The following is a 20,728-nucleotide window of genomic DNA, read 5'->3' as shown; positions in this document are numbered from 1 at the left end:
TTGATCCGGGGTAACGATAAACCCTCTCCTGGCGGCGAGGATTACTCGTCGCTGACGGTGAGCTGGTGACGGCCCTTCGCGCGGCGGCGCGCGAGGATGTTGCGGCCCGCTTTGGTCTTCATGCGGGCGCGGAAGCCGTGGGTCTTGGCCCGCTTGCGGACGTTCGGCTGGTAGGTACGCTTCATGACTCTGCTCTCCTTCTCGCGGCGGGCGGCCCTGACTCCGGGGGTGTCTGGAGCCCTGCGGCCTGCCGTGCCTGTGCGCGAAACTCGCCCCCCTGGGAGGGCAAACTCCGGGAGTGTATCACGTGGGCAGCCCGGGCGGGAAGAGCGGGGGGCGAGGCGGGCCTTTCCTCCTTGCAAATCCGGGGTAGAGCCGTCCTCGGTTGAACTTGGAAAGGCAGGGAGTTCTCTGTCCCAGCGGGCTGAGTGATGTAGGTATCCCGCCAATACGAAAAAGCACGATGGGAAGGCATTTTTCCCCTCTCCCCTCGTGGGAGACGCGCAGGGCTGCTTGCGGGTGAGGGCGCGTGTAATCCGCGCTACTGGCCTCTTCTACAGGAGGGCATAGCCATTCGGGCTGGCCTCTCGATGCCCTGCCCGCTCACCCCCTCCCAGCCTCCCCCCTCAAGGGGGAGGGGCATTCATGTCGTCGCAGACACGATTTCTACATCCTCAGAGAGGAGGGCGCGTCACTCGGCCGCGAAGACCTTTCCACCTCTTCGCGCCGTCAAGCCTACATTTCCCCTACTTCCCCGCCCGGTCGTCTCCCTCGGGCCGCTCCACCACCCGCTCCTCCTCGCCCGCGCGGACGGTCTGGCGGGGGGGAACGTGCAGGCCGGGTCCGATCCTTGCCCCTGCCCCCACGGTGGCGTGAGCGCCGACCACCGTGGGCGGGCTGTCCGCGTCCGAACCCCCGACCTGGGCGTCCGCCTCGACCGTCGCGTGCTGGTCCACGATGGCGCGGCGGATGGCAGCCCCGGCCCTCACCGTGGCACCGGGCTGCACGATGCTGTCCTCCACCACGGCGCCCTCCTCTACAAGGGCATTGGGGCCGATCACGCTGCGGACAACCTCTCCAGCGATGACGGCCCCGCCACAGACGAAAGCCTGATCCAGGCGGGCGCTGCCCTCGATGCGGGCGGGGGGGCGGGAGATCGAGCTGGTGATGAAGGGCCAGTCCCCCGTGTCGAGCGGGAAGCCGCGGCCCTCCAGGAAGTCGCGGTGGGCGCCCAGGTAGGCCTCCAGGGTGCCCACGTCCATCCAGTAGCCATCGAGGGGATGGGCATAGGCGTCGCCGCGCGCCACGAGGGCCGGGAGCAACTGCTCGCCGTAGTCGCCGAGTTCGCCCTGTTTCTGCAATTCCGCGAGGGTGTCCAGCAGCACGCCCGCGTCGTAGGCAAAAATCTCGGCGGTGACCGTCTTCCCCAGCGGCTCATCCGGCTTGTAGGCGAACTCGCGCACCTGGCCGTCCCCGTCCGCGCGCACATTGCCAAACCGTGTGGCCTGCGCCTCCTCAACCTCGGTGGTCACCATCGTGACGCTGGCGCCGCGCCGGACATGCTGGCGGATCAGGTCGCCATAGTCGAAGCGGTAGATATGGTCAGCGCTCAGGACGAGGACCACATCGGGGCCGAACTCCCGGATCAGCCCCGCGTGCTGGGCGAGGGCGTGAGCGTTGCCCTGGGCGAACTCGCCGTCCTCCCGTTCCGGGCTGGAAAAGGGCGGCATGACCACCAGGCCGCCGCGCGTGCGGTCGAGGTCCCAGGGGCGCCCGCCCGAGAGGTGGTCGTTCAGGCCGTGCGGGAGGTACTGCTCGATCACCCACACGTCCCCCAGGCCGCTGTTCACCAGGTTCGACAGGGTGAAGTCGATCAGGCGGTAGGTGCCCAGGAACGGCACAGCGGGCTTGGCCCGCTCGGTGGTGAGGGGAGAAAGGCGGCTGCCCTTGCCCCCCGCGAGCACGATGGCAAGCACCTTCTGACCGGCGATCCGCGGAGCCACGTCTGCGAGTGTGGCGGGTTCGCCGAACAGACGTGTGAGCCAGGGCTGGACCGCACTTCATGAGCGGCCCGCCACCCGGCGCCCTCCCCGAACACCACCTCTCCCTTCATGGGGGCGGAAGGTAGGGGCGCGCCTCACCGACTGGCCCGGGTGTAGGAGGCCCGTCATGGTCTGGATGTCTGTTCTCGCCGCGCTCCTGCTGAGGGTGATGATGGAGGTTGCGATCCAGGACTTCGCCTTCATCCGGCGTCCGGCGAGTCCGGGCAGGAGGAGCGCGGGAAGCCCCGGCGTGCCGCTCTCCCGGCCAGCGTCCCCGGCCCGTCCCGAGCCGCGTGGGGCCGCGCTGCCGCCTCCCCGAAGCCCTCATCATTTTGGCCGATGCCCGCCTCATGGCTTTCCCCTACCCTGGGGGCATGAACGTGACCCGTCACCTCAGCGACACCCGCACCGGGGAGGGCCGGGTCCGGTTCCTGACCGGCGGCGGGCGCGTGCGGCTGGTGGCCGAGGGGCCGGGCTGGCAGCACGAGAGCACCCACGCCACCCTGGAGGACGCCGCGACCTTCCTCGCCGTGGTGCCCCGGCTGCCCCAGGCGCTCTACGAGCAGGCGCTGGACGACCTGGAACGGCAGCCGCAATTTGATGGAGCGGCGTAAGCGGGACTTGAGGAGGGGCCGGGGCAGCACGTCCCGGCCCCGGCCCTTTATCCCGCCGCGCCCACCGCCCGCTCCGCCTCAGGGTTGGCCCCGGTGCCCCCCAGGTACGCGTCCACGTCGGGCCACTCGATGATCTGGAAGCGGCTGTTGCGGATCGCGGGGGTGAAGCCCGCGTCCACCGCGCTGCGGATGAGTTCGCGCACGGTGGTCCGGTGCCGCCCGTGCCCGCCCGCCGCGCTCACCACGTTCTCCTCCATCATGGTGGACCCCAGGTCGTTGGCCCCGTAGTACAGCGAGGCCTGCGCGACCTTGAACCCCTGCCCCGGCCACGACGCCTGGATGTTCGGGACGTTGTCGAGCGCGATGCGGGCGATGGCGAGCTGCTGGAGGTACTCGTGGGCGGTCGCGCCGGGCGCCTTGCCGTGCAAGCGGGTGTGCTCGGTCTGGAGGGTCCACATGGCGAAGCCGGAGAAGCCGTTGCCCCCGTACAGCGCGTTCGCCCGGTCCTGCTGCTCGCGGATTTGCAGGAGGTGTCGGGTCCGCTGGGCATACGTCTCACCGAAGCCGATCACCATCGTCGAGATCGTGTACAGCCCCTTGCGCTGCGCCGCGTCGAGGATGCGGAACCAGTCGGCGGAGCGGATTCGGGCGGGCGCGGCCTTCTTCCGCACCTCGTCCTCCAGGATTTCCCCACCCGCGCCGGGCAGGCCGTCCAGCCCCGCCTCAATCAGCGTGTCGAGGAGGTCGTCCAGGCTCAGGCCGAACGTCTTCTCCATGAACAGCACCTCCTCGGGCGAGAAGGCGTCGATGCGGATGGTGGGGTGGTGGGCCTTGATGTGCCGCAGCAGGCCGGTGTAGTAGTCCAGGCCGAGGTCGGGGTTCACGCCGCCCTGCATCAGGATGCGTGTGCCGCCCACCGCTTCCAGCTCGGTGATCTTGGCGCTGATGGCCTCGTAGTCGAGGGTATAGCTGTCCTTCTGGCGTCGGGTGCGGTAGAAGGCGCAGAAGTTGCAGCCCACGTTGCAGATGTTGGTGTAGTTGATGTTGCGGTCAATCAGGAACGTGACCACGTCGGGGGGGGTCCGCCCCAGGCGCAGGTCGTGGGCGACCGCCGCCACGTCCGGCAGCGGCAGCCCGTACAGCGCCTCGATCTCGGCGGCGTTCAGGCGCTCGCCCAACGCGGCCTTGTCGAGGACCCTGGCACCCACTCCATCGGCACGGGCAGTCATAGCCGCACGCTAGCACCCCCGGGGGCGGCAAGCGTCCCTGGGGTCAGGGCTCCCCTCCCGTGTCCGCGAGTTCGGGATGCTGCCCCACGATCAGGGTGGTAAAGGCCTCCACCACGCGGGGGTCGAAGTGGGTCCCGCTCCCCGCGTGGATGTGGGCGAGGGCCTGCTCGCGGGTCCAGGCGGGGCGGTAGGGGCGGTCGTTGGTGAGGGCGTCCCACACGTCCACCACGGCGAAGAGGCGGGCGGGCAGGGGAATCGCCTCGCCGCGCAGCCCCCGGGGGTAGCCCGCGCCGTCCCACTTCTCGTGGTGGCTGTAGGGGATGTCGAGCGCGGGCCGCAGGAACCCTATGGGCGAGAGCAGTTCGAGCGCGAGGGTGGGGTGCCTCCGCATGACCTCCCACTCGCCGGCGTCCAGGGGGCCGGGCTTGTGCAGGACCCCATCGGGAATGCCCATCTTGCCGATGTCGTGCAGCAGCGCCCCCCGGCGGACGTGGACGAGGTCCTCCGGGTCCATCCCGAAGGCCTGCGCCAGCCGGAGGGTGAGGTCGGTGACGCGCCGGGTGTGGCCCTCGGTCTCGTGGTCGCGCAGGTCCAGGGCGCGTGACCAGCCCTCCAGCGTCTCGTCGTAGGCGCGGGCGAGCGAGGTCGTCTGCCGTTGCAGGTCACGGTGCAGCCGCGCGTTCCCGGCGGCGAGGGCGGCTTGGTCGGCGAGCACCCGCAGGAACACGTGCGTCTGCGGGTCGGGCTCCTCCCCGTGCCAGGCGTACTCGATCACGCCCAGAGCCTCCCCCTGGGCGAGCAGCGGCAGCGCCTGGTAGCCGCGCGCCCCCACCTGCCGCGCCCACGCCCCCGGCCCGAGCAGCCGCGAGCCCGCCACGTCATCCGCCCGCCACGGCTGGCCCTCCAAGGCGACGAGGGCGGGCATCCCCTCGCCGGTCGGGGGGACGGGCAAGGCCTCCCCTGTTCCGCGGGCGGCGACGTACTTCAACCCCGGCGCGTGGCAATCCCGCAGGCAGACGGCCACGGCGCCCACCCCGGGCTGCGCGGCGGCGATCTCCACGACCCGGCCCATCACGTGTTCGAGGTCCTGCGCGCTGCCGATGATGGTGTCGAGGTCGTGCAGGGCCTCCAGCCGGGCCAGTCGCTCGCGGGTCTCGCGGAACAGGCGGGCGTTGCGCAGGGCGGTGCCCAGGTGATGCGCCAGGGTGGAGAGCACGTCCAGCCGCTGCGGGGGGAAGGCACCGGGAGCGGCGCTGGCGAGGAGCAGGACCGCGGGCTGCTCCCCCGGCACGGGCACGAGGGCGGCGCTCCGCAGGCCGCGCTCGGTGAGGGCGCCCCACCACTCCGGGCAGGCATCCGGGTGCAGCGCCACCGGCCCGTCGGGGGGCAGGGCCGCGAGCGCCGGGTGGGCGCCGGGCCACCCCGGGCCGAGTTCGGGCCAGGGCTGGGGGCGGGTGGAGAGGGGGTCCAGGCGGCCTTCCGGGGTGCGGGTCGCCACCCAGGCGCAGGCCGCGCCGAAATGCCCGGCCACCGCGTCCACCAGCGCGTCCGCGAGCGCCGCCGCGTCGAGGAGCTGGGCGAGGCGCTGCGCGGTGAGGTTCAGGGCCGTGAGGTCGCGGACCCGGGCGGCGTTCTCGGCCCGCAGGTCCGCCGTCAGGAGGGCCAGCGCCGCCTGTTCCGCCACGCCCGAGATCAGCTCCTGCTCGTCGGCGCTCAGGGGCGCGGGGTCGGTCAGGCCGACGTTCAGGCAGGCGAGAAACTTCCCGCCCCGCACCAGGCTCACCCGCAGGGCCTGGCGGTAGCCCATCCGGGCGAGGAGCGGGGCCGCCTCGGGGTCCGCCCCGGTCATAAGGACGGTGTGGGTGCCGACGCCGGGGCCGAGCGGCCGGACCGGCAGGGGGGGCAGCGGGGGGCGGTCCCGCACCGCCGCGCAGGCCGCCCCGGGGTGGTCCTCGAAGCCCGCCCGCGCCACCCGGCACAGCTCACCCGACGCCGGGTCCTCACGGCTGACGCTGACGCAGCCGCGGCCCAGGGCGGCCCGGGTGCGGCGCACGATCACCTCGGCGACCTGCGCGGGGTCGAGGGGACCGCTCAGCTCCGCCGCGAGGTCGGCGAGCACGCGGGCGCGGCGGGCCTCGCGGCGGGCGGCCCCGTAGAGCTGGCTGTTGTGCAGGGCGGCCCCCACGTAGCCCAGGAACAGCCGCACGGACTCGGCCCGGTCGGCGGGAAAGGCGCCCGGAACCCGGCTGGCGAGCTTGAGGAACCCGAGCAGGCGCCCCTCCACGTGGATGGGATACACCAGCAGGCTGCGAATCCAGGTGCCCTCGGGCAGCCTCACCCACTCGGGCGAGGAGCGCACGTCCCGCACCGTGAGGGCCCCGTGGGCGGCGGCCCGCCCCAGCAGCGGCAGCCCGGAGAGCGAGAGGGGGCGGGCCCCCCTCCCCACGCCCGCGGGAGCCCCCGGCCCCAGGCGGCGCAGGACCACGCTCAGGGTGTCCCCGTCCGGCCCCAGCAGGAGAACGTCGGCCTCGTCGAAGGGCACGATCCGCTCCACGCTGGCGATCAGGCGGCTGAGGACCTCCTCGTGGTCGAGGGTGACGGTCACGCTCACCGCCGCGTCGAGCAGGGCGGCCTGGAGGCGGCGAGCCTCGCGCTCGCGGGTCTCGGCCCGCGCCTGCCCGGTCACGTCCTGCGCGGTGCCGTACCGCAGGGTGGGCTGCCCGTCCGGCCCGGCCTCGGCGCGGCCCCGCACCTCGATCACGCGCTCCTCGCCCCCGGGCCGCAGGAGGCGGTGGTGCAGGAGTAGCCCCTCCCCGGCCCACGGCCCCGTCAGAGCCGCCCGCACCCGGTCCCGGTCCTCCGGGTGGGTCCGGGCCAGCCAGGTGGCGAGGCTGGGGGGACCCGCGGGCCGCCCCAGCAGGTCGAGCAGCCCGTCCGACCCGGTCAGGGTCCCCTCCCGCAGGTCGAGGCGCCACGAGCCCAGCCGGGCGAGAGCCTGGGCCTCCCCCAGCAGCCGCTCGCGCTCCGCCAGCGCCTCGCGCAGCCGCCGGGCCTCGCCCACCTCGCGCAGCACCCCGAAGGCCACCCGCGCCCCGCCGACCCGGGTGGGCGGCGTCACGCTCAGCCGCACGGGCCGCCCGCCGCCCGCCCCGCAGCGCAGTTCGGCCACCCGTTCCAGCGGCCCGGCGGCGTCTGGCCCGGACAGGTGCTCCCGCAGGGCCCAGGCGCTCTCGGCATCCAGGTGGGCGAGCAGGGCGCCGGGCGTCGTGGGCGTCTCCCCCAGCCACGCGGCCAGGGCCGGGCTCACCCCGAGGGCCGGGGTGCCGGGCGAACCCTCGGTCCAGGTGAAGGTGGCCGCGCCGGACTCCGCCCCAGGCGGAGCGGGGTGGGGCGGATCAGCCGGGGAGGCGGACTCGGGCTCCTCGCCCTCCGCCGGGAACCGCAGCGTCACCCGGAGGTGGGTGGCCCGTCCCCCCGGGGAGCGCCGGGCCACCCGCCACTCCGCCTCCACCAGCCCCAGATCGGAGAGCCGCACGTGCAGCCGCCGGAGGTCCGCGTCACTCAACTCGGCGGCCTCCGCCAGCCCGCGTTCGACGGCCGGACGGTCCAGCGGATGGATCAGGCGCAGCCAGCGCCCCACCACCTGGCCGGGCCTCGCCCCCGCCCACCCCCAGTCCCCCGACAGGGGACGGAGCCGCCCACCCGCCAGCTCCAGCAGGGCGACGGGCACATCGGGGGTGGAGGGGGGGGACGAACGCATCAGCCTTGCTCCGAGTCTGCCAACCGGGCTCTTACAGTTCTCTACAGCCCCCGGCCCTCGGGAACGAGCAGCAGCACCGTCCCGGCCCGGACCGGCAGGGCCTCCCACGGCGCGTCCGGCGAGACCCGGTAGCTCTCGGCGGGGCGCAGCCGCACGAACTCGCGCTGGGGCAGGTCGAGCAGCGCCTCGCCCGTCAGGCAGGTGAGCCAGCCGGGAACGGGAGGGCCGCCGACCTTCCCACGCAGCGCCAGCACGCGCAGCAGGCCGCCGGGCAGCGCCACCCACTCCCCCGGCGTGCTCCCCGCGAGCCGGGCGAGGTGCAGCGCCTGGGGCGGCTCGCGGCGGGGCGGGCGGGTCGGCACCGGGCTACTCCCCGCGCGCCGCCTGGTTGAGCTTCTTGCTCGCCTGGAGGGCCATCCCCTTGGCCTTTTTCACGTCCAGCCCGAGGGTGGGGGCGACCTCCTCCACCCGGCGGCCCTGGTCGCGGGTCGCCGTCACCAGGGCGCGCTCCTGCTCGCTCAGCACGCCGAGGTGGGGTTTGAGGTCCGCCCAGGTGAGGGCCGCTTTGGTGGGGGCTGTTTTGGTGGGGGCCTGGGTCGCCGTCTTGGCCCGGGCAGAGGTGGCTTTGGCGGCAGGCTTCCTCGCCGCCGCCTTGCTCGCGGGGGCCTTTCTCGCCGGGGCTTTGGCCGCCGTCCGCGCCCCCGTGCCCCCCCGGGTCGCCCCAGTCTTCGCCCCGCCCGCTCTCGTGCCCGCCGCCTTGCGCGTACCCTTCCCCGCCTTGCCCTTGGGCTCCTTGCCGCGCTCCTCCAGAATCTCCAGCGCGCGTTCGGGCGTCAGGGTCCCCTCGTCCTCGCCCTTGCGGAGCGTGGCGTTGCGCTCGCCGTCGGTCAGGTACGGCCCGTAGCGGCCCGACTTGAGCGTGATGGGCGCCCGGCCCTGGTACTCGAAGGTCCGCAGGGGAGCCGCCGCCGCGCCCCTCGCCCGGAAGCGCGGCTGCATGAAGAGGGCCTCGGCCTCGGGCAGCGTCACCGTGAACAGTTGCTCGTGCGTGGCGAGGCTGCGCGAGTCGTTGCCGCGCTTCAGGTACGGGCCGAACTTGCCGTTCTGCGCCCAGATTTCCTCACCCTCCGAGACGCCGACGAGGCGCGGAAGGCTCAGCAGCCGCAGGGCGCGTTCCAGGGTGATCGTGTTCAGGTCGTCGCCCGGGAAGAGGCTCGCCGAGCGCACGGGCGGGTTGCCGTCGCCCAGCGTGACGTAGGGGCCGTAACGCCCCGCGCGGGCCACGACGGGGAGGCCGGTCGCCCCGTCCGTGCCGATCACCCGGTCGCCGGTCGGGCGGCCCAGCAGCTCGGCGGCCTTTTCCGGCGTCAGCTCGTCGGGGGCGAGGTCCTCGGGGAGGTTGGCCTTCTCCTCGCCGCGTTGCAGGTACGGCCCGTACCGGCCCACCCGGACCTCGATGCCCGTCCCGTCCAACTTGGGCACGGCGATGGTGGCGATGCCCCGCGCGTCGATCTCGCCCATCTTGGAGTCGATCAGGGGGCGCAGGGCCATCCCCTCGCCGCCCTCGCCCAGGTAGAAGCGGCGCAGGTACGGCACCCGCCGCGCCCGCCCGCCCGCGATGTCGTCGAGGTCCTCCTCCATCCGGGCGGTGAAGTCGTAGTCCACCAGGTTGCCGAAATGGTGTTCCAGCAGGGCGGAGGTGGCGAAGGCCGTCCAGGTCGGCACGAGCGCCTGCCCCTTCTTCACCGCGTAACCCCGCTCCTGAATGGTCCCCAGGATGCTGGCGTAGGTGCTTGGGCGACCGATTCCGGCGGCTTCGAGCGCCTGCACGAGTGAAGCCTCCGTGTAACGGGCGGGCGGCTGGGTCTCGTGGCCTTCCGGTTTCACGCTCTCGGCGGTGACGCGCTCACCCTCCTTGAGCGGCGGCAGCGGCGTCTCTCGGTCCTCCAGCGCGGCGGCGGGATCGTCACGGCCCTCCACGTAGGCGCGCAGGAAGCCGGGGAAGTCGATGGTGCGGCCCGTGGCGCTCAGGCCCACGTCCTCGCCGGTCCCCGCCCTCCCGGCCAGGCGCACCCGCAGGCTGCGGCCCCGCGCGTCGGCCATCTGGCAAGCGACGGTGCGCTTCCAGATCAGGTCGTAGAGGCGCCACTCGTCCCCGCTCAGCTCGCCGCGCAGGCTCTCCGGCGTGCGGAAGCTCGACCCGGCGGGGCGGATCGCCTCGTGCGCCTCCTGCGCGTTCTTCGCCTTCTTCGCGTACACGCGCGGCTGGGGGCTGAGGTACTGCTGGCCGTACATCGCCCCCACCTGCGTGCGGGCCGCATTCATCGCCTCCTGCGAGAGGTTGGTCGAGTCCGTCCGCATATAGGTGATGTAGCCCTGCTCGTACAGCCGCTGCGCCGCGCGCATGGTGCGGGTGGCGGCGAAGCCCAGCTTGCGGCTCCCCTCCTGCTGCAACGTGGAGGTGATGAAGGGCGCGTAGGGCCGCTGGGTGAAGGGCTTCTCCTCGGCGCTGACGACGGTGAGGGGTTGCCCGGTCAGGCCGTCCGCGAGGGAACGGGCCGCCGCCTCGTCGAGCAATCTCACCTCCATCCCCTTCTTCACCTGGCCGGTGAGGGGATCGAAGTCCTTGCCGGTCGCCAGCCGCATGCCGTCCACATCGGTCAGGCGTGCGGGGAAGGTTTCGCCGTCCCTCGTCGCCGCCGTCACCAGCAGGTCCCACCACGTCCCGCTAACAAAGCGCATCCGTTCGCGCTCGCGCTCGACGAGCATCCGGGTCGCCACCGACTGCACCCGGCCCGCGGAAAGCTTGGGCGCCACCTTCTTCCACAGCACCGGGCTGACCTCGTAGCCGTACAGCCGGTCGAGCGCCCGCCGGGCCTCCTGCGCCTCGACGAGGTTGGTGTCGATGTCGCGGGGATGCTCAATCGCGTTCTGGATGGCCTCCCTCGTGATCTCGTGGAAGACCATCCGCTTGACCGGGACCTTCGGTTTCAACTCCTGGTACAGGTGCCAGGCGATGCTCTCGCCCTCGCGGTCGTCGTCGGTCGCCAGGATGATCTCGTCGGCTTCCTGAGCGAGCTTTTTGAGCCGGGCGACCTGCTGGCGCTTTTCCGGCGAGACGACGTACAGGGGCTTGAAGTCGTCCTCGACATCCAGGCCCAGCCGCGCCCACGCCTTGCCCTTGTACTTCTCGGGGATGTCGGCGGCGCTCCGGGGGAGGTCGCGGATATGCCCGATGCTTGATTCCACCGCGTACCCCTTTCCGAGGTACTTCTCGATGGTTTTGGCCTTGGCGGGCGATTCGACGATCACGAGGGTTCTGGGCATAGGTGGTCACTCCCGGCGGGAATTGACGGTGAGGGTAGCACGGCCCCCCGGCAGGGCAAGGGGAGGCTCGTTACCAGCGTAGCGGCCCGCCTTTCCCCATGAGGCCGCATTTCCTTCATGCTACGCTCGTCACAATGCGCGCCCGGGGCTCGACCGTCACGCTGCTGCCGCTCGCCGTGATCGCGGCGCTGGCCCTCGGTTTTCTGCTGCTCCCCGGCGCCCGCGCCCCCCGCGCCGAGCGCCCCCACCCCGCCCTGATCGTGCTGGGGGCGGCCCAGTACGCCGGAAGACCCAGCCCCGCCTTCCAGCGGCGGCTCGACCACGCCCTCGCGCTGTACCGGGCGGGCGGCGTGCGGACCATCGTGGTCACGGGCGGACGGCGGCCCGGCGACCCCCACTCCGAGGGTGAGGTCGGCGTGCGTTACCTGGGCCGTCACGGTGTTCCGTCCGCCGCCCTGATCGCCGAAACGCGCAGCCGCACTACGTTGGAGAACCTGCGCAATGCCCGCGTGACCCTACCCCCCGGCACGCCCGTCACCCTCGTGACCGATGAGGCCCACGCCCCCCGCGCCCTGGCCCTGGCCCGCGCCCTGGGGCTGGATGCGAATGCGAGCGCCAGCCCCCTGAGCCCCCACCCCGACCGCCGCTACCTGCTGCGGGAGAAGCTGGCGTTGGTGGCGTATGCGTTGCTGGGGATCAGAGGGTAGGAATAGGGTAAGCCTCTGCAAGCAGATCGTAGATTACGGATTTGAGAGGGCAGCCTATGGCTGCCACCCCTCTCCCCAGCCCTCTCCCGCAAGGGGAGAGGGAGCAACAACGCCAAAGCTCCTGCTTCCCAAAACCGTCTATTGCGGACGGCCCATTCCCCCAAGCAAACTTGCGCTCGCACCGCCTTCACCACGTCGGCTCGCGCAGCGAGACGGTGGGCCCGCGGCTCAGCAAGCAACAAGATCAAACCTTGCGCGTCGAGAACACGGCCTACTGGCGAACTGGGCCGAGCCCCTTGCCGAGCGCAGCGGAAAGCTCCCCCCTGCCCCCGGTGGGGGTAGGGGGGCAGGGGGGGTGGGGGCAAAGCGTAGCAAGTTGCCCTGCCCCCAACACCCCTCCTTTACCGCCTCAACCGCCGCAACACCCCCGCTACCTCCGGCAGCCGTAGAGCGAGGGCACCCACCAGGTACACGCCCAGCCCGACACCCCCCGCCACCGCCAGCCCGAACACCCCGGGCACGATGAAGCCAGGAGCAGGCAGCACCCGCGAGACGAGCCAGGCAACGAGACCCGCAACGGCGGCCAGCGGCACGACCCGGCCCAGGTGCGCGAGGACAGCCCACGCGGGAAAGCCCAACTTGAGCCCATACATCCAGCCCAGCGCGGAAGCCATCAGCACGCCGCTCATCGTGGTACTGAGGCCGAACCCGATCAGCCCCAGCCGGGGCACCAGCAGGTGATAGAGCAGAACTTCCACCACGAAACCGGTCGCGCTGACGAGAACGGCCACGCGGGTGCGCTCGCGGGCATAGAAGGTCCGCAGCAGGATGGTCACGACCGCCCAGGGCACCAGGGCGAGGGCCCAGCCGATCAGGATGCCCGTTCCGGCCTGGAAGCGGGGCACGTCGAAACTGGGACGCAGGTTAAAGAGGCTGACCGCGTACGGGGCGAGCGCGACGAGCAGGGCACTCATGGGCGCGGCGAGGAAAGTGGTGGTGCGGATGGCCTGCACGGTGAGCGCCCGGAACTCGGCCCAGTTCCCCTCGGCGGCGTACTGCGAGAAGCGCGGGAAGAGGGCGAGCGCGGGCGAGACGACGAAGAGGCCGTTGACGGTGGTGAACAGCGTCTCGGCGTAGAAGTAACCGGACTGGGTGCCTGCCGGAAACTGCCCGGCGTTGCTGAGCAGGCGCGTGACATACAGGTTCAGGAACTGCCGCGCGCCCGCCGTCAGGGTGAAGGGGGCCATCTGCCGCAGCACCCGCCCGAGCGCCGGGTGCCCGCGCAGGGCGGGCGTGGGCAGAAGCCCGAAGCGCCGCAACGCCGGGAGCTGCACGACGAGTTGCGCCACCCCGCCGAGCAGCCACCCAAAGGCCAGCCAGGTTGCCGTATCCGGGAGCAGCAGCAGCACGACGATGCCCGCGATGTTGAACGCGACCGGGGCGAAGCTGCTCTCCCGAAAGTGCTCGTCGGCGTTCAGCAGGCCCATCGCCACCGACGCCAGGCTGATGAGCATCAGGAACGGCATGACGAGCTGCGTCATGTAGATCGCCAGCGCCCGGTCCACGTTCGGTGAGCCCGCCAGCAGCAGGTCCACGATCCACGGGGCGGCCAGGATGCCCAGGGCCATCAGCAGCAGGTTGACGGCGATCAGCACCCCGCTGAAGGCCGAGGCGAGTTGCCGTCGCCCCACGTCGTCCAGCGTCTTATACACGGGGATGAAAGAGTTGACGAGCGCCCCCTCCGCCAGCAGCTCCCGGAGCAGGTTCGGCACCCTCACGGCGATCAGGAAGGCGTCGAGCAGCGTGTTCCCGAACAGGGCCATGACCTGCGCCCGCACGATGCCCGAAAGCCTTGAGCCCAGCGTCCCTGCCATCACGATCAGGGTGTTCGCCCGCAGGGAGCGGCGCGGGGCCGGGGCAGGCGAAGCGGGACCCTGTGGGGACAAGCCGGGATCGGGAGCAGCGGGCGGGACGGTCACCGGCCAACTGTAGCGCCTGGCCCCCTCCCCAAGTGTTGGCCCCTGTGCTATATTCCCGTTTGCCCACCGGCCACGCCGGAAGCAGCCACACGCGGAGAGGTGCCAGAGTGGTTGAATGGGTCGGTCTCGAAAACCGAAGTAGTCGCAAGGCTACCGTGGGTTCGAATCCCACCCTCTTCGCCAAACGCTTCACCCCTGACCCAGCCGGTTGGGGGTGAAGTCCTTTTGGAGTTGGCTACAGCCCGAACTGCCTCCCCCACACCACCACCACGAGCAGTGCGGCCAGCAGGACCAGGGCGACGATCAAGCCGCGCTGCAATCTGGACGGGGCCAGGACCAGCGCCACCCCTCCGAAGGCCACGAGACACAGGAACGGCACCGGGATGAGCAGGCTCGGCCAGGCCAGCGCCCCGCCGGGCAGATTTCCCAGGCCGACCGCGAAGGCGAGCACGTAGGAAGGCAATAGGAGCGCAGCTCCCGCGATGCTCAGACCCGCGGCCCACCGCGCGGCGCGGACCCTGCCAGGAGAGCCCGGCGCGGCCCTCAGACCGACCAGAGCGGTCCACCCGGCGGCCAGCAGCACGAGCAGGGCCGAGAGGATCATCGGTTCACCGAGCCAGAATCCGTGTGGGAGGAGGCCAGCCAGCGAGGGCGCATACAGGAGAAGTGTAGGTGAGGAACAGGGAGGCTCCTGTCAGGCTCGGCCAACCGCCACCCACACCCTTCTAAACAGCACTCCTGCCTACCCCGCTACGCCACCCAGCCGATGTCCCCACGCCGCCTTTGTGGTAAACTGAGCGTACTGTGATCAAGTTTCTTAAGTAAAGGCACACCTTTTCTGCGCGGCTCCGACTTAGGCTGGGGGCAATGCCAAGACGTTGCTTTCCCCGCCGCGCGGACCTGCTCCGGGTGGCCTGGACGGCGTTTCTCCGCTCTCATAACCCCACGAAGGAAGTGACCTTCTATCGATAAAGTGCATGGCAACACGTCGGGCCTGCGCCCGGCTCAACTGAAAGCCCTCGGGAACCTGTACCGCCGCCGCATCGAGCCGGGGCGGATCGGGTCGCCCGAACTCGCGCGCAACCTCGCCGAACTGTCGGACGACATCCGGCGCGAGGTCAGCGTTCTGATTGACCGTCGAGGCCGCGTGATCTCAGTCAGCGTGGCGGATGCCAAGGGTGCTGAACTGCCCGACCTCCGCCTGGGCGAGCACCGGCTGGCGGGCTTCCACCTGCTCCACACCCACCCGCGCGGCGGGACGCTCAGCAAGGGCGACCTCTCCACGCTGTTCCTTAAGCGGCTGGACGCGGTCAGCGCCATCGAGGTGCGCAGCGAGGGTCAGCCCGGCCTCGTCCATACCGCGCATCTCACCCCGCCCGGCACGGTCGGCGAGGAGGAGGACTGGCGCATCCTCGACCCGGTGCCCTCCTTCCAGATCGACGACTTCGACCTGGGGGCGCAGGTCTCGGCGCTGGAGGAGGAGATCGCCCGCGCCGCCCGCACCCGCGAGGCGAAGAAGGACCGCGAGCGCGCCATCCTCGTCCAGATCGACCAGGGCGAGTTCGACGCCGAGGAGCGGCTGGAGGAGCTGAGCGAACTCGCCCGCACGGCGGGCGCCGAGGTCGTCCACAAGGAACTCGTCTACCGCCGCCACCTCAAGGCGGGCACGCTCGTCGGGGCGGGCAAGCTCGAAGAACTCACCAGCAAGGCGTACCACCTCGACGCCGACCTGCTGATCTTCGGGCAGGAACTCGGCCCGGCCCAGGCGCGCGAGATCGAGGCCGCGACCGGGCTCAAGGTGCTCGACCGCACGCAGCTCATCCTCGACATCTTCGCCCTGCACGCGCAGGGGGTGGAGTCGCGCCTCCAGGTCGAACTCGCGCAGCTCCGGTACATGAAGCCGCGGCTGCTCGGGGCGGGCGCTCAGCTCTCGCGCATCGGCGGCAGTGCGGGCAGCGCGGCGGGCGGCGCCATCGGCACGCGCGGCCCCGGCGAGACGAAGCTGGAGCTGGACCGCCGCCGCATCAACGACCGCATCTCCTTCCTCGAAAAGCAGCTTGAGGGCGTCGCCGTCCGCCGCGACGAACGCCGCAAGGGCCGCGCCCGCAACGACGTGCCCGTGATCTCCATCGTCGGGTACACGAACGCGGGCAAGTCCACGCTGCTCAACGCCTTTACCCACGCCGCCGAGGAGCCGCGCCGGGTACTCGCCGAGAACAAGCTCTTCGCCACCCTGCGCCCGACGAGCCGCCAGGGCTTCATCGAGGGCATCGGCCCCGTCATCTTCACCGATACGGTGGGCTTTATCCGCGACCTGCCCAAGGACCTGACCCGCGCCTTCCGCGCCACCCTGGAGGAGATCGGGGACGCCGACGTGCTGCTGCATGTGGTGGACGTGGCGGGACCCGGCGCCGACACCCGCCTGGACGCCGTGAACCGCATCCTGGAGGACCTCGGCTTCCGCGAGATGCCGACCGTCATCGCGCTCAACAAGGCCGAGGCCGCCGACCCCGACGTGCTGGAACGGGAGGTGGAGCGTACCGCGGGCATCCCCGTCAGCGCCCTGAAGAGCCTCGGCCTGCCCGAACTCAAGGAGGGACTGGCCGACGCCATCGGGCAGGTGCAGCGCCAGGAACTCGCCGCGCGGGAAGAGGCGCGCGAGCGGGCGGCGGACTACCTCTGAGGCGCGAGCCTCGCCCGACACGTCCCCGGCCCACCACCGGGGGCGCTTTGTTCACCATGCCCAGAGCAAAGCCTACAGACCTTCTCCCCTATCCGCGCTCCACTGGAGCCATGACCCGCTCGCCGCTCGACATCCGCCACATCTACCTGGAGCCCGGGGTGGAGAACTACGCCCGGGGCCGGGAGATTCTGGCGCGTTTCCCGGAGGCCGAGCGGACGGAGGTGCCGTCCCACTGGAACATCCCCGGGCTGCACGGCAACGCGGGGCTGGTGAAGGACTGGGTAAGGATCAAGCGGCAGGTTCTCGTGCTGGGCGTCCGCAAGACCTTCACCCTGCGCGAGAACGGGCGGAGTGCGGACTGGATCGCCCCGGGCCTCGCCAATGGGTGCGCGCTGGCCTGCGCCTACTGCTACGTGCCCCGCCGCAAGGGTTTTGCCAACCCCATCACAACGTTCGTGAACATCGAGGACGCCGTCAAAGCCCTGCGCCGTCACGCGGAGAAGCTGGGCCCGAAGACGGAGCCCAACCAGGTGGACCCTCACCTCTGGGTCTACGACATCGGCGAGAACAGCGACCTGAGCGTGGACGCCATGCTCTCGGACAATGTGCGCGACCTTGTGGCGCTGTACCGGACGTTGCCCAACGCCAAGGCCTCCTTCGCCACCAAGTACGTGAATCGCGAGTTGCTGGAGTATGACCCGCAGGGCAAGACTCGCATTCGCTTCTCGCTGATGCCGCGCCCCATCGCCCGGGTGCTCGACGTGCGGACCTCGCCCATCCGCGAGCGCATCGCCGCGATTAACGACTTCGTGGAGGCCGGGTACGAGGTCCACCTCAACTTCTCCCCCGTCGTAATTTACGAGGGCTGGACGGCGGACTATACGGAGTTGCTGCGGGAGGTGCGGGACTCGCTCTCGGACAAGGCCCGGGTCCAACTCGCCGCCGAGGTCATCTTCCTGACCCATAACGCCGCCCTGCATGAGGTCAACCTGGGCTGGCACCCCAAGGCCGAGAAATTGCTGTGGCGCCCCGCCTGGCAGGAGAACAAGCGTTCGGAGTACGGCGGCGAGAACATCCGCTACCGCCACGGCTTCAAGGGCAAGGCGGTGGCCCGCTTCACGGAACTGCTGGCGCGGGAATTGCCGGAGTGCCGGGTGCGGTACGCCTTTTAGATAGTTCCCCCTTCTGACGGATGACGCCGCCTTCCCCCGGGTGGGAGGCTTCCGGGCATGTGGCGCTCGCGGCTGGCCTGGGCCTATCTCTTCTTGGTGGCGCTGGGATGGTGTCTGGGCGCATGGGTGGGGGAGCGGACAGTTCCCACGCTGCTGCTCGCCTACCTGCCCCCCATCGTCTGGCTGCTGCCCGCCCCGTTCGTGCTGGGCTGGACGCTGCTCCGGCGGCGGGGCGTTCCGGTCGCCCTGGCTGGACTTCTGCTGGCAACCCTCGGCGCGGGCGTTCAGTTCCGGCCCCAGAGTGGGGGCACCCTGCGCGTGGTGACGTTCAACCTGGCGCGGGGAACGCTGGGAACGCCCGAGCGGGCCGCAGCCGTTCTCCGCGCCTCGCGGCCGGACGTGATCCTGCTTCAGGAGACGAACTTCGTGCCCGCGGACTACGGGGCCACCCTGCTGCGCCTGCTCCCCGGCTACCCATCCACCGCCGGGCATGAGGTGATGACCCTGACGCGGCTGCCGCACCGTGCTGGAGACGACGCTGCGGTGGCGCGGGCAGCCCCTGACGGTGGTGAACGCCCACCTGAACACCGTGCTCGTGTCTAGCGCGGCAAAGGGCAACTGGGACGCGGTGCGCAGTACGAACCGGGCGCGGGTCTGGCAGGTCGGGCTGCTGTGCCGTCTCGCCCCGGGGCGTTCCGGGCGGATGCTGGTCGGCGGTGACCTGAACACGCCGCCGCGTGGCCTGTTGTACCGTCAGCTCAGGACCTGTATCGGGCCGGACGCGCACGAGGAGGCGGGGCGCGGCCCGGGGTGGACCTTTCCCCGGCTGTTCCTGCGAATCGACCACCTGTTCGCCCGTGGGCTGACCCCCACCCGCGCCCGGGTTCTCCCAGCAGGAGGCAGCGACCACCGCCCCCTGCTCGTCGAATACCGCTGAACCCCCCGCAATCCTGCTGTCCAGCTTAATGCGGGAAGGAATACAGTCTTGCTATGACCCTCGACTTCCAGCCTGCCCCACCGGTCAGCGGCACGGACGTGACGGACGCCACGGTGATCTTCAACAGCAAGGCGGGCGGCAGCACCAAAGCCAGCCCCGACTTGCTGGTTGAGGCGCTCTACCGGCAGGGCTACCGCCCGGTCTACCGCGCGACCGACGACGAGGCGGATCTCCAAACTGCCCTTCAGGACGTGCGCGGCACCGTGTTCGTGGCGGGGGGCGACGGTACCGTGAGGGCGGCGGCCCTGCGCCTGGCGGGCCGAACGGAGGTACGCCTGGGCGTCATCCCCATGGGTACGGCGAACAACATCGGGCGGACGCTGGGCATTGAGGGCGAGCCGCTCGACGTGCTGGCGAGCTACGCGGGGGGCAGGGCGCTCCCCCTCGACCTGGGGCGCATCACGGCACCCTGGGGTGAGGACCTCTTTCTGGAGGCGTGCGGCTGCGGCGCCTTCGCCGATGTGATGGCCGAGTACGACCCGGAGGGGGGCAAGAGCCCGCTGCGGGCGCTGACGGCCCTGACGACCACGCTGGGCAACTTCACTCCCCTGGAACTGACCCTCACCCTGGACGGGCAGCCCCAGCCGGAGATGGCCTGCATGCTCGTGGAGGTGATGAACACCCAGGCCACCGGCCCCCGCCTGCGGCTCGCCCCCAGCGCCGATCCGAGCGACGGGGCACTGAACGTGATCCGGGTGGACGCCGGGGGGCGCGAGGGCCTGCTCGCCTACGTCGCCGCCCTGGCCCGGGGCAACTTCGAGGAACTCGCCAGCGTGCAGAACGACCTTGCCCGCCGCATTGACATTCCCTATGTGGGGCAGGCCTTTCACGTGGACGGCGAGGTGCGGCCCGCGCGGCCGGGAGGTTCCGGGGTGGTGAGGATAGAGGTCTGGGCCGGGGCGCTCTCGGTCCTCATGCCGAAGGGTCAGGAGGGTTGAGGATGCGTCCCCTCCCCAACAATCTCGTGTTCCGCGAGGGCGTGCAGGTCATGCGGATGGACCTCCACACCCACACCGAGGTCAGCCACGACTGCCGCACCCGGCTGCGTGACATTCCCGCCTGGATGCTCCGCACGAATACCCGCGTCATCGCCGTGACCGATCACGATCAACAGCGCGGCGGCCCCGAACTCGCGCGCATCGTCATCGACCTGGGCCTGGACGACCGCCTCAGCATCATTCCGGGCGAGGAGGTCACCACCTCGGAGGGCGAGCTGATCGGCCTCTTCCTGCGGGAGCGCATCCCGCCGGGCCTCACCCCTGAGGAGACGGTGTCCGAAATCAAGGCGCAGGGCGGCCTGGTGATGCTCCAGCACGGCTTCGATCCCCTCAAGCGTTACCGCCTGAAGCCGGAGGCGACCCGCCGCATCGCCGACAGCGTGGACATCGTGGAAACCTTCAACTCGCGCGTGTCCCGCCACCACTGGAACCTGGTGGCGGCGGCCTGGGCGCGGGAACGGAACCTGCCCGTGTGCGCTGGAAGCGACGCCCACACCCTGCGTGACATCGGCGAGGCGTGGGTAGAGACACCCTTCCGCGTGATCTACTCGCCCGCTGACCTCCTGGCCGCGCTGCGGGAAGGCATAGTCGCCGGAAAGTGGACACACCCCGTCTATGCCTACGGGCGCAAGCAGTGGCGAACGCTGAACGGGCGGTTCCGGCGGGATGGTGAGGGGCAGCAGGGTTAGAGCGAGGTGGTCGAACCATCGGGAGAACGCAAAACCGCACGGTTCCAAGAGAAGCCCTGCTCGTTGCTCAAGCATTCGATAGCCCGGCCATCCTCCAGCATCAGTCGCAACGCCGGACAGTCATTGAAAATGAATATCTCCAGTTGCCGCAAGGGCAAGCCATAGCACTCCTGCGCCACTTCTGTCACTGGGTAGAGATATTTAGGCCCACCATCCCACGAGACGGGCTCTTCGCCCCATTGACGGATGTGGAGTGCGTAACCTTCCGCAAACGAGCGCCACCACTGGCCTTCCATGCGCCAGTAGGCGATGTGGCAGCGACCTTCCTGAACTCCATTCTGGATCATGCCCTCGATGCGGAGGCCCTCCAAAACTCGGCCCTCGACTTCAGGCAGCACACCAACGAATTCCAACTCTGAGGGCACCATTCCGCTCCTCCTCTCCGACCCAGGATGAGCCCACATCGTGCCCAAGCTCAATATCCCGCCCGCCGCCCTCTGCTATATTTTGGTCGCCGGAGTGATCCGGCCG

General features: G+C 70.8%; 17 protein-coding genes and 1 tRNA gene. 9 read left to right on the top strand and 9 right to left on the bottom strand.

Going from position 1 to position 20,728, the window contains the following annotated elements; translation table 11 throughout:
• Nucleotides 1-41: 41 nt before the first annotated feature.
• Both rpmH and DAERI_RS09285 read right to left on the bottom strand, forming a co-directional pair.
• Nucleotides 42-185, bottom strand: a complete 144-nt coding sequence (gene rpmH / locus DAERI_RS09290) for a 50S ribosomal protein L34 (protein WP_019585335.1) — start codon at nt 183-185, stop codon at nt 42-44.
• Between the two features lie 561 nt (nt 186-746).
• Nucleotides 747-2,003, bottom strand: a complete 1,257-nt coding sequence (locus DAERI_RS09285; RefSeq protein ID WP_103129136.1) for a glucose-1-phosphate adenylyltransferase family protein — start codon at nt 2,001-2,003, stop codon at nt 747-749.
• A 413-nt stretch (nt 2,004-2,416) separates the two neighbouring features.
• Here DAERI_RS09285 and DAERI_RS09280 point away from each other — a divergent pair, with 413 nt between their 5' ends.
• Nucleotides 2,417-2,656, top strand: a complete 240-nt coding sequence (locus DAERI_RS09280; protein ID WP_103129135.1) for a hypothetical protein — start codon at nt 2,417-2,419, stop codon at nt 2,654-2,656.
• Between the two features lie 47 nt (nt 2,657-2,703).
• On the opposite strand, the gene mqnC is transcribed toward DAERI_RS09280, so the two are convergent.
• Genes mqnC through topA form a run of 4 tightly spaced genes read right to left on the bottom strand, consistent with a single transcriptional unit; the run spans nt 2,704 to nt 10,972 of the window.
• Nucleotides 2,704-3,885, bottom strand: a complete 1,182-nt coding sequence (mqnC, locus tag DAERI_RS09275) for a cyclic dehypoxanthinyl futalosine synthase (protein ID WP_103129134.1) — start codon at nt 3,883-3,885, stop codon at nt 2,704-2,706.
• A 43-nt stretch (nt 3,886-3,928) separates the two neighbouring features.
• A complete protein-coding gene (locus DAERI_RS09270) occupies nt 3,929-7,645 on the bottom strand; it encodes an HD domain-containing phosphohydrolase (RefSeq protein ID WP_133162000.1) in 3,717 nt (1,238 codons plus the stop codon).
• Nucleotides 7,646-7,686: 41 nt separating this feature from the next.
• On the bottom strand, nt 7,687-8,007 hold the full coding sequence (locus DAERI_RS09265; RefSeq protein WP_103129132.1) for a hypothetical protein: 321 nt from the start codon (nt 8,005-8,007) through the stop codon (nt 7,687-7,689).
• 4 nt (nt 8,008-8,011) lie between these two features.
• Nucleotides 8,012-10,972, bottom strand: a complete 2,961-nt coding sequence (gene topA / locus DAERI_RS09260; protein WP_103129131.1) for a type I DNA topoisomerase — start codon at nt 10,970-10,972, stop codon at nt 8,012-8,014.
• A gap of 134 nt (nt 10,973-11,106) precedes the next feature.
• On the opposite strand from topA, the gene DAERI_RS09255 reads away from it, so the two are divergent.
• Complete coding sequence (locus DAERI_RS09255) at nt 11,107-11,679, top strand: YdcF family protein (RefSeq protein ID WP_103129130.1); 573 nt, start codon at nt 11,107-11,109, stop codon at nt 11,677-11,679.
• Between the two features lie 401 nt (nt 11,680-12,080).
• On the opposite strand, the gene murJ is transcribed toward DAERI_RS09255, so the two are convergent.
• Nucleotides 12,081-13,658 carry a murein biosynthesis integral membrane protein MurJ gene (gene murJ, locus DAERI_RS09250; RefSeq protein ID WP_103129129.1) on the bottom strand — a complete coding sequence of 526 codons (1,578 nt, stop codon included), beginning with the start codon at nt 13,656-13,658 and terminating at the stop codon, nt 12,081-12,083.
• 93 nt (nt 13,659-13,751) lie between these two features.
• On the opposite strand from murJ, the gene DAERI_RS09245 reads away from it, so the two are divergent.
• A tRNA-Ser gene (locus DAERI_RS09245) sits at nt 13,752-13,841 on the top strand.
• A 52-nt stretch (nt 13,842-13,893) separates the two neighbouring features.
• Here DAERI_RS09245 and DAERI_RS09240 read toward each other — a convergent pair.
• Nucleotides 13,894-14,262, bottom strand: a complete 369-nt coding sequence (locus DAERI_RS09240) for a hypothetical protein (RefSeq protein ID WP_103129128.1) — start codon at nt 14,260-14,262, stop codon at nt 13,894-13,896.
• Nucleotides 14,263-14,631: 369 nt separating this feature from the next.
• On the opposite strand from DAERI_RS09240, the gene hflX reads away from it, so the two are divergent.
• The 6 genes from hflX to DAERI_RS09215 all read left to right on the top strand — a co-directional run bounded on the left by hflX (nt 14,632) and on the right by DAERI_RS09215 (nt 20,197).
• The gene (hflX, locus tag DAERI_RS09235) at nt 14,632-16,341 is read left to right on the top strand and encodes a GTPase HflX (RefSeq protein ID WP_165794138.1); all 1,710 of its coding nucleotides are present in this window, start codon (nt 14,632-14,634) and stop codon (nt 16,339-16,341) included.
• A gap of 110 nt (nt 16,342-16,451) precedes the next feature.
• Nucleotides 16,452-17,513 carry a spore photoproduct lyase family protein gene (locus tag DAERI_RS09230; RefSeq protein WP_103129127.1) on the top strand — a complete coding sequence of 354 codons (1,062 nt, stop codon included), beginning with the start codon at nt 16,452-16,454 and terminating at the stop codon, nt 17,511-17,513.
• A 57-nt stretch (nt 17,514-17,570) separates the two neighbouring features.
• Nucleotides 17,571-18,116: an endonuclease/exonuclease/phosphatase family protein gene (locus DAERI_RS22770; RefSeq protein ID WP_235610320.1), complete on the top strand. Its 546-nt coding sequence runs from the start codon at nt 17,571-17,573 to the stop codon at nt 18,114-18,116.
• On the top strand, nt 18,082-18,450 hold the full coding sequence (locus DAERI_RS22765) for an endonuclease/exonuclease/phosphatase family protein (protein WP_235610319.1): 369 nt from the start codon (nt 18,082-18,084) through the stop codon (nt 18,448-18,450). Before DAERI_RS22770 ends, DAERI_RS22765 begins: the two co-directional genes overlap by 35 nt.
• Nucleotides 18,451-18,503: 53 nt before the next feature.
• Nucleotides 18,504-19,448 (top strand): diacylglycerol/lipid kinase family protein, encoded by a 945-nt coding sequence (locus tag DAERI_RS09220; RefSeq protein WP_103129126.1) that lies wholly within the window; start codon nt 18,504-18,506, stop codon nt 19,446-19,448.
• Between the two features lie 2 nt (nt 19,449-19,450).
• Entirely contained in the window at nt 19,451-20,197 is a 747-nt protein-coding gene (locus DAERI_RS09215) for a PHP domain-containing protein (protein ID WP_103129125.1), read from the top strand.
• On the opposite strand, the gene DAERI_RS09210 is transcribed toward DAERI_RS09215, so the two are convergent.
• Entirely contained in the window at nt 20,194-20,625 is a 432-nt protein-coding gene (locus DAERI_RS09210; RefSeq protein ID WP_103129124.1) for a hypothetical protein, read from the bottom strand. The two genes, DAERI_RS09215 and DAERI_RS09210, sit on opposite strands and share 4 nt — an antisense overlap.
• Nucleotides 20,626-20,728: the final 103 nt, after the last annotated feature.

This window comes from Deinococcus aerius, assembly GCF_002897375.1.
Lineage (GTDB): Bacteria > Deinococcota > Deinococci > Deinococcales > Deinococcaceae > Deinococcus > Deinococcus aerius.
The sequence above is the reverse complement of the archived record's forward strand: the minus strand, read 5'-3'. Positions and strand labels throughout refer to the sequence as shown.

Bases quoted from the DNA above. Each gene is read 5' to 3' on its own strand.
- rpmH (WP_019585335.1), bottom strand. From the start codon at position 185: ATGAAGCGTACCTACCAGCCGAACGTCCGCAAGCGGGCCAAGACCCAC.
- DAERI_RS09280 (WP_103129135.1), top strand. From the start codon at position 2,417: ATGAACGTGACCCGTCACCTCAGCGACACCCGCACCGGGGAGGGCCGG.
- mqnC (WP_103129134.1), bottom strand. From the start codon at position 3,885: ATGACTGCCCGTGCCGATGGAGTGGGTGCCAGGGTCCTCGACAAGGCC.
- DAERI_RS09270 (WP_133162000.1), bottom strand. From the start codon at position 7,645: ATGCGTTCGTCCCCCCCCTCCACCCCCGATGTGCCCGTCGCCCTGCTG.
- topA (WP_103129131.1), bottom strand. From the start codon at position 10,972: ATGCCCAGAACCCTCGTGATCGTCGAATCGCCCGCCAAGGCCAAAACC.
- DAERI_RS09255 (WP_103129130.1), top strand. From the start codon at position 11,107: ATGCGCGCCCGGGGCTCGACCGTCACGCTGCTGCCGCTCGCCGTGATC.
- DAERI_RS09240 (WP_103129128.1), bottom strand. From the start codon at position 14,262: ATGATCCTCTCGGCCCTGCTCGTGCTGCTGGCCGCCGGGTGGACCGCT.
- DAERI_RS09230 (WP_103129127.1), top strand. From the start codon at position 16,452: ATGACCCGCTCGCCGCTCGACATCCGCCACATCTACCTGGAGCCCGGG.
- DAERI_RS22770 (WP_235610320.1), top strand. From the start codon at position 17,571: ATGTGGCGCTCGCGGCTGGCCTGGGCCTATCTCTTCTTGGTGGCGCTG.
- DAERI_RS09220 (WP_103129126.1), top strand. From the start codon at position 18,504: ATGACCCTCGACTTCCAGCCTGCCCCACCGGTCAGCGGCACGGACGTG.
- DAERI_RS09215 (WP_103129125.1), top strand. From the start codon at position 19,451: ATGCGTCCCCTCCCCAACAATCTCGTGTTCCGCGAGGGCGTGCAGGTC.
- DAERI_RS09210 (WP_103129124.1), bottom strand. From the start codon at position 20,625: ATGGTGCCCTCAGAGTTGGAATTCGTTGGTGTGCTGCCTGAAGTCGAG.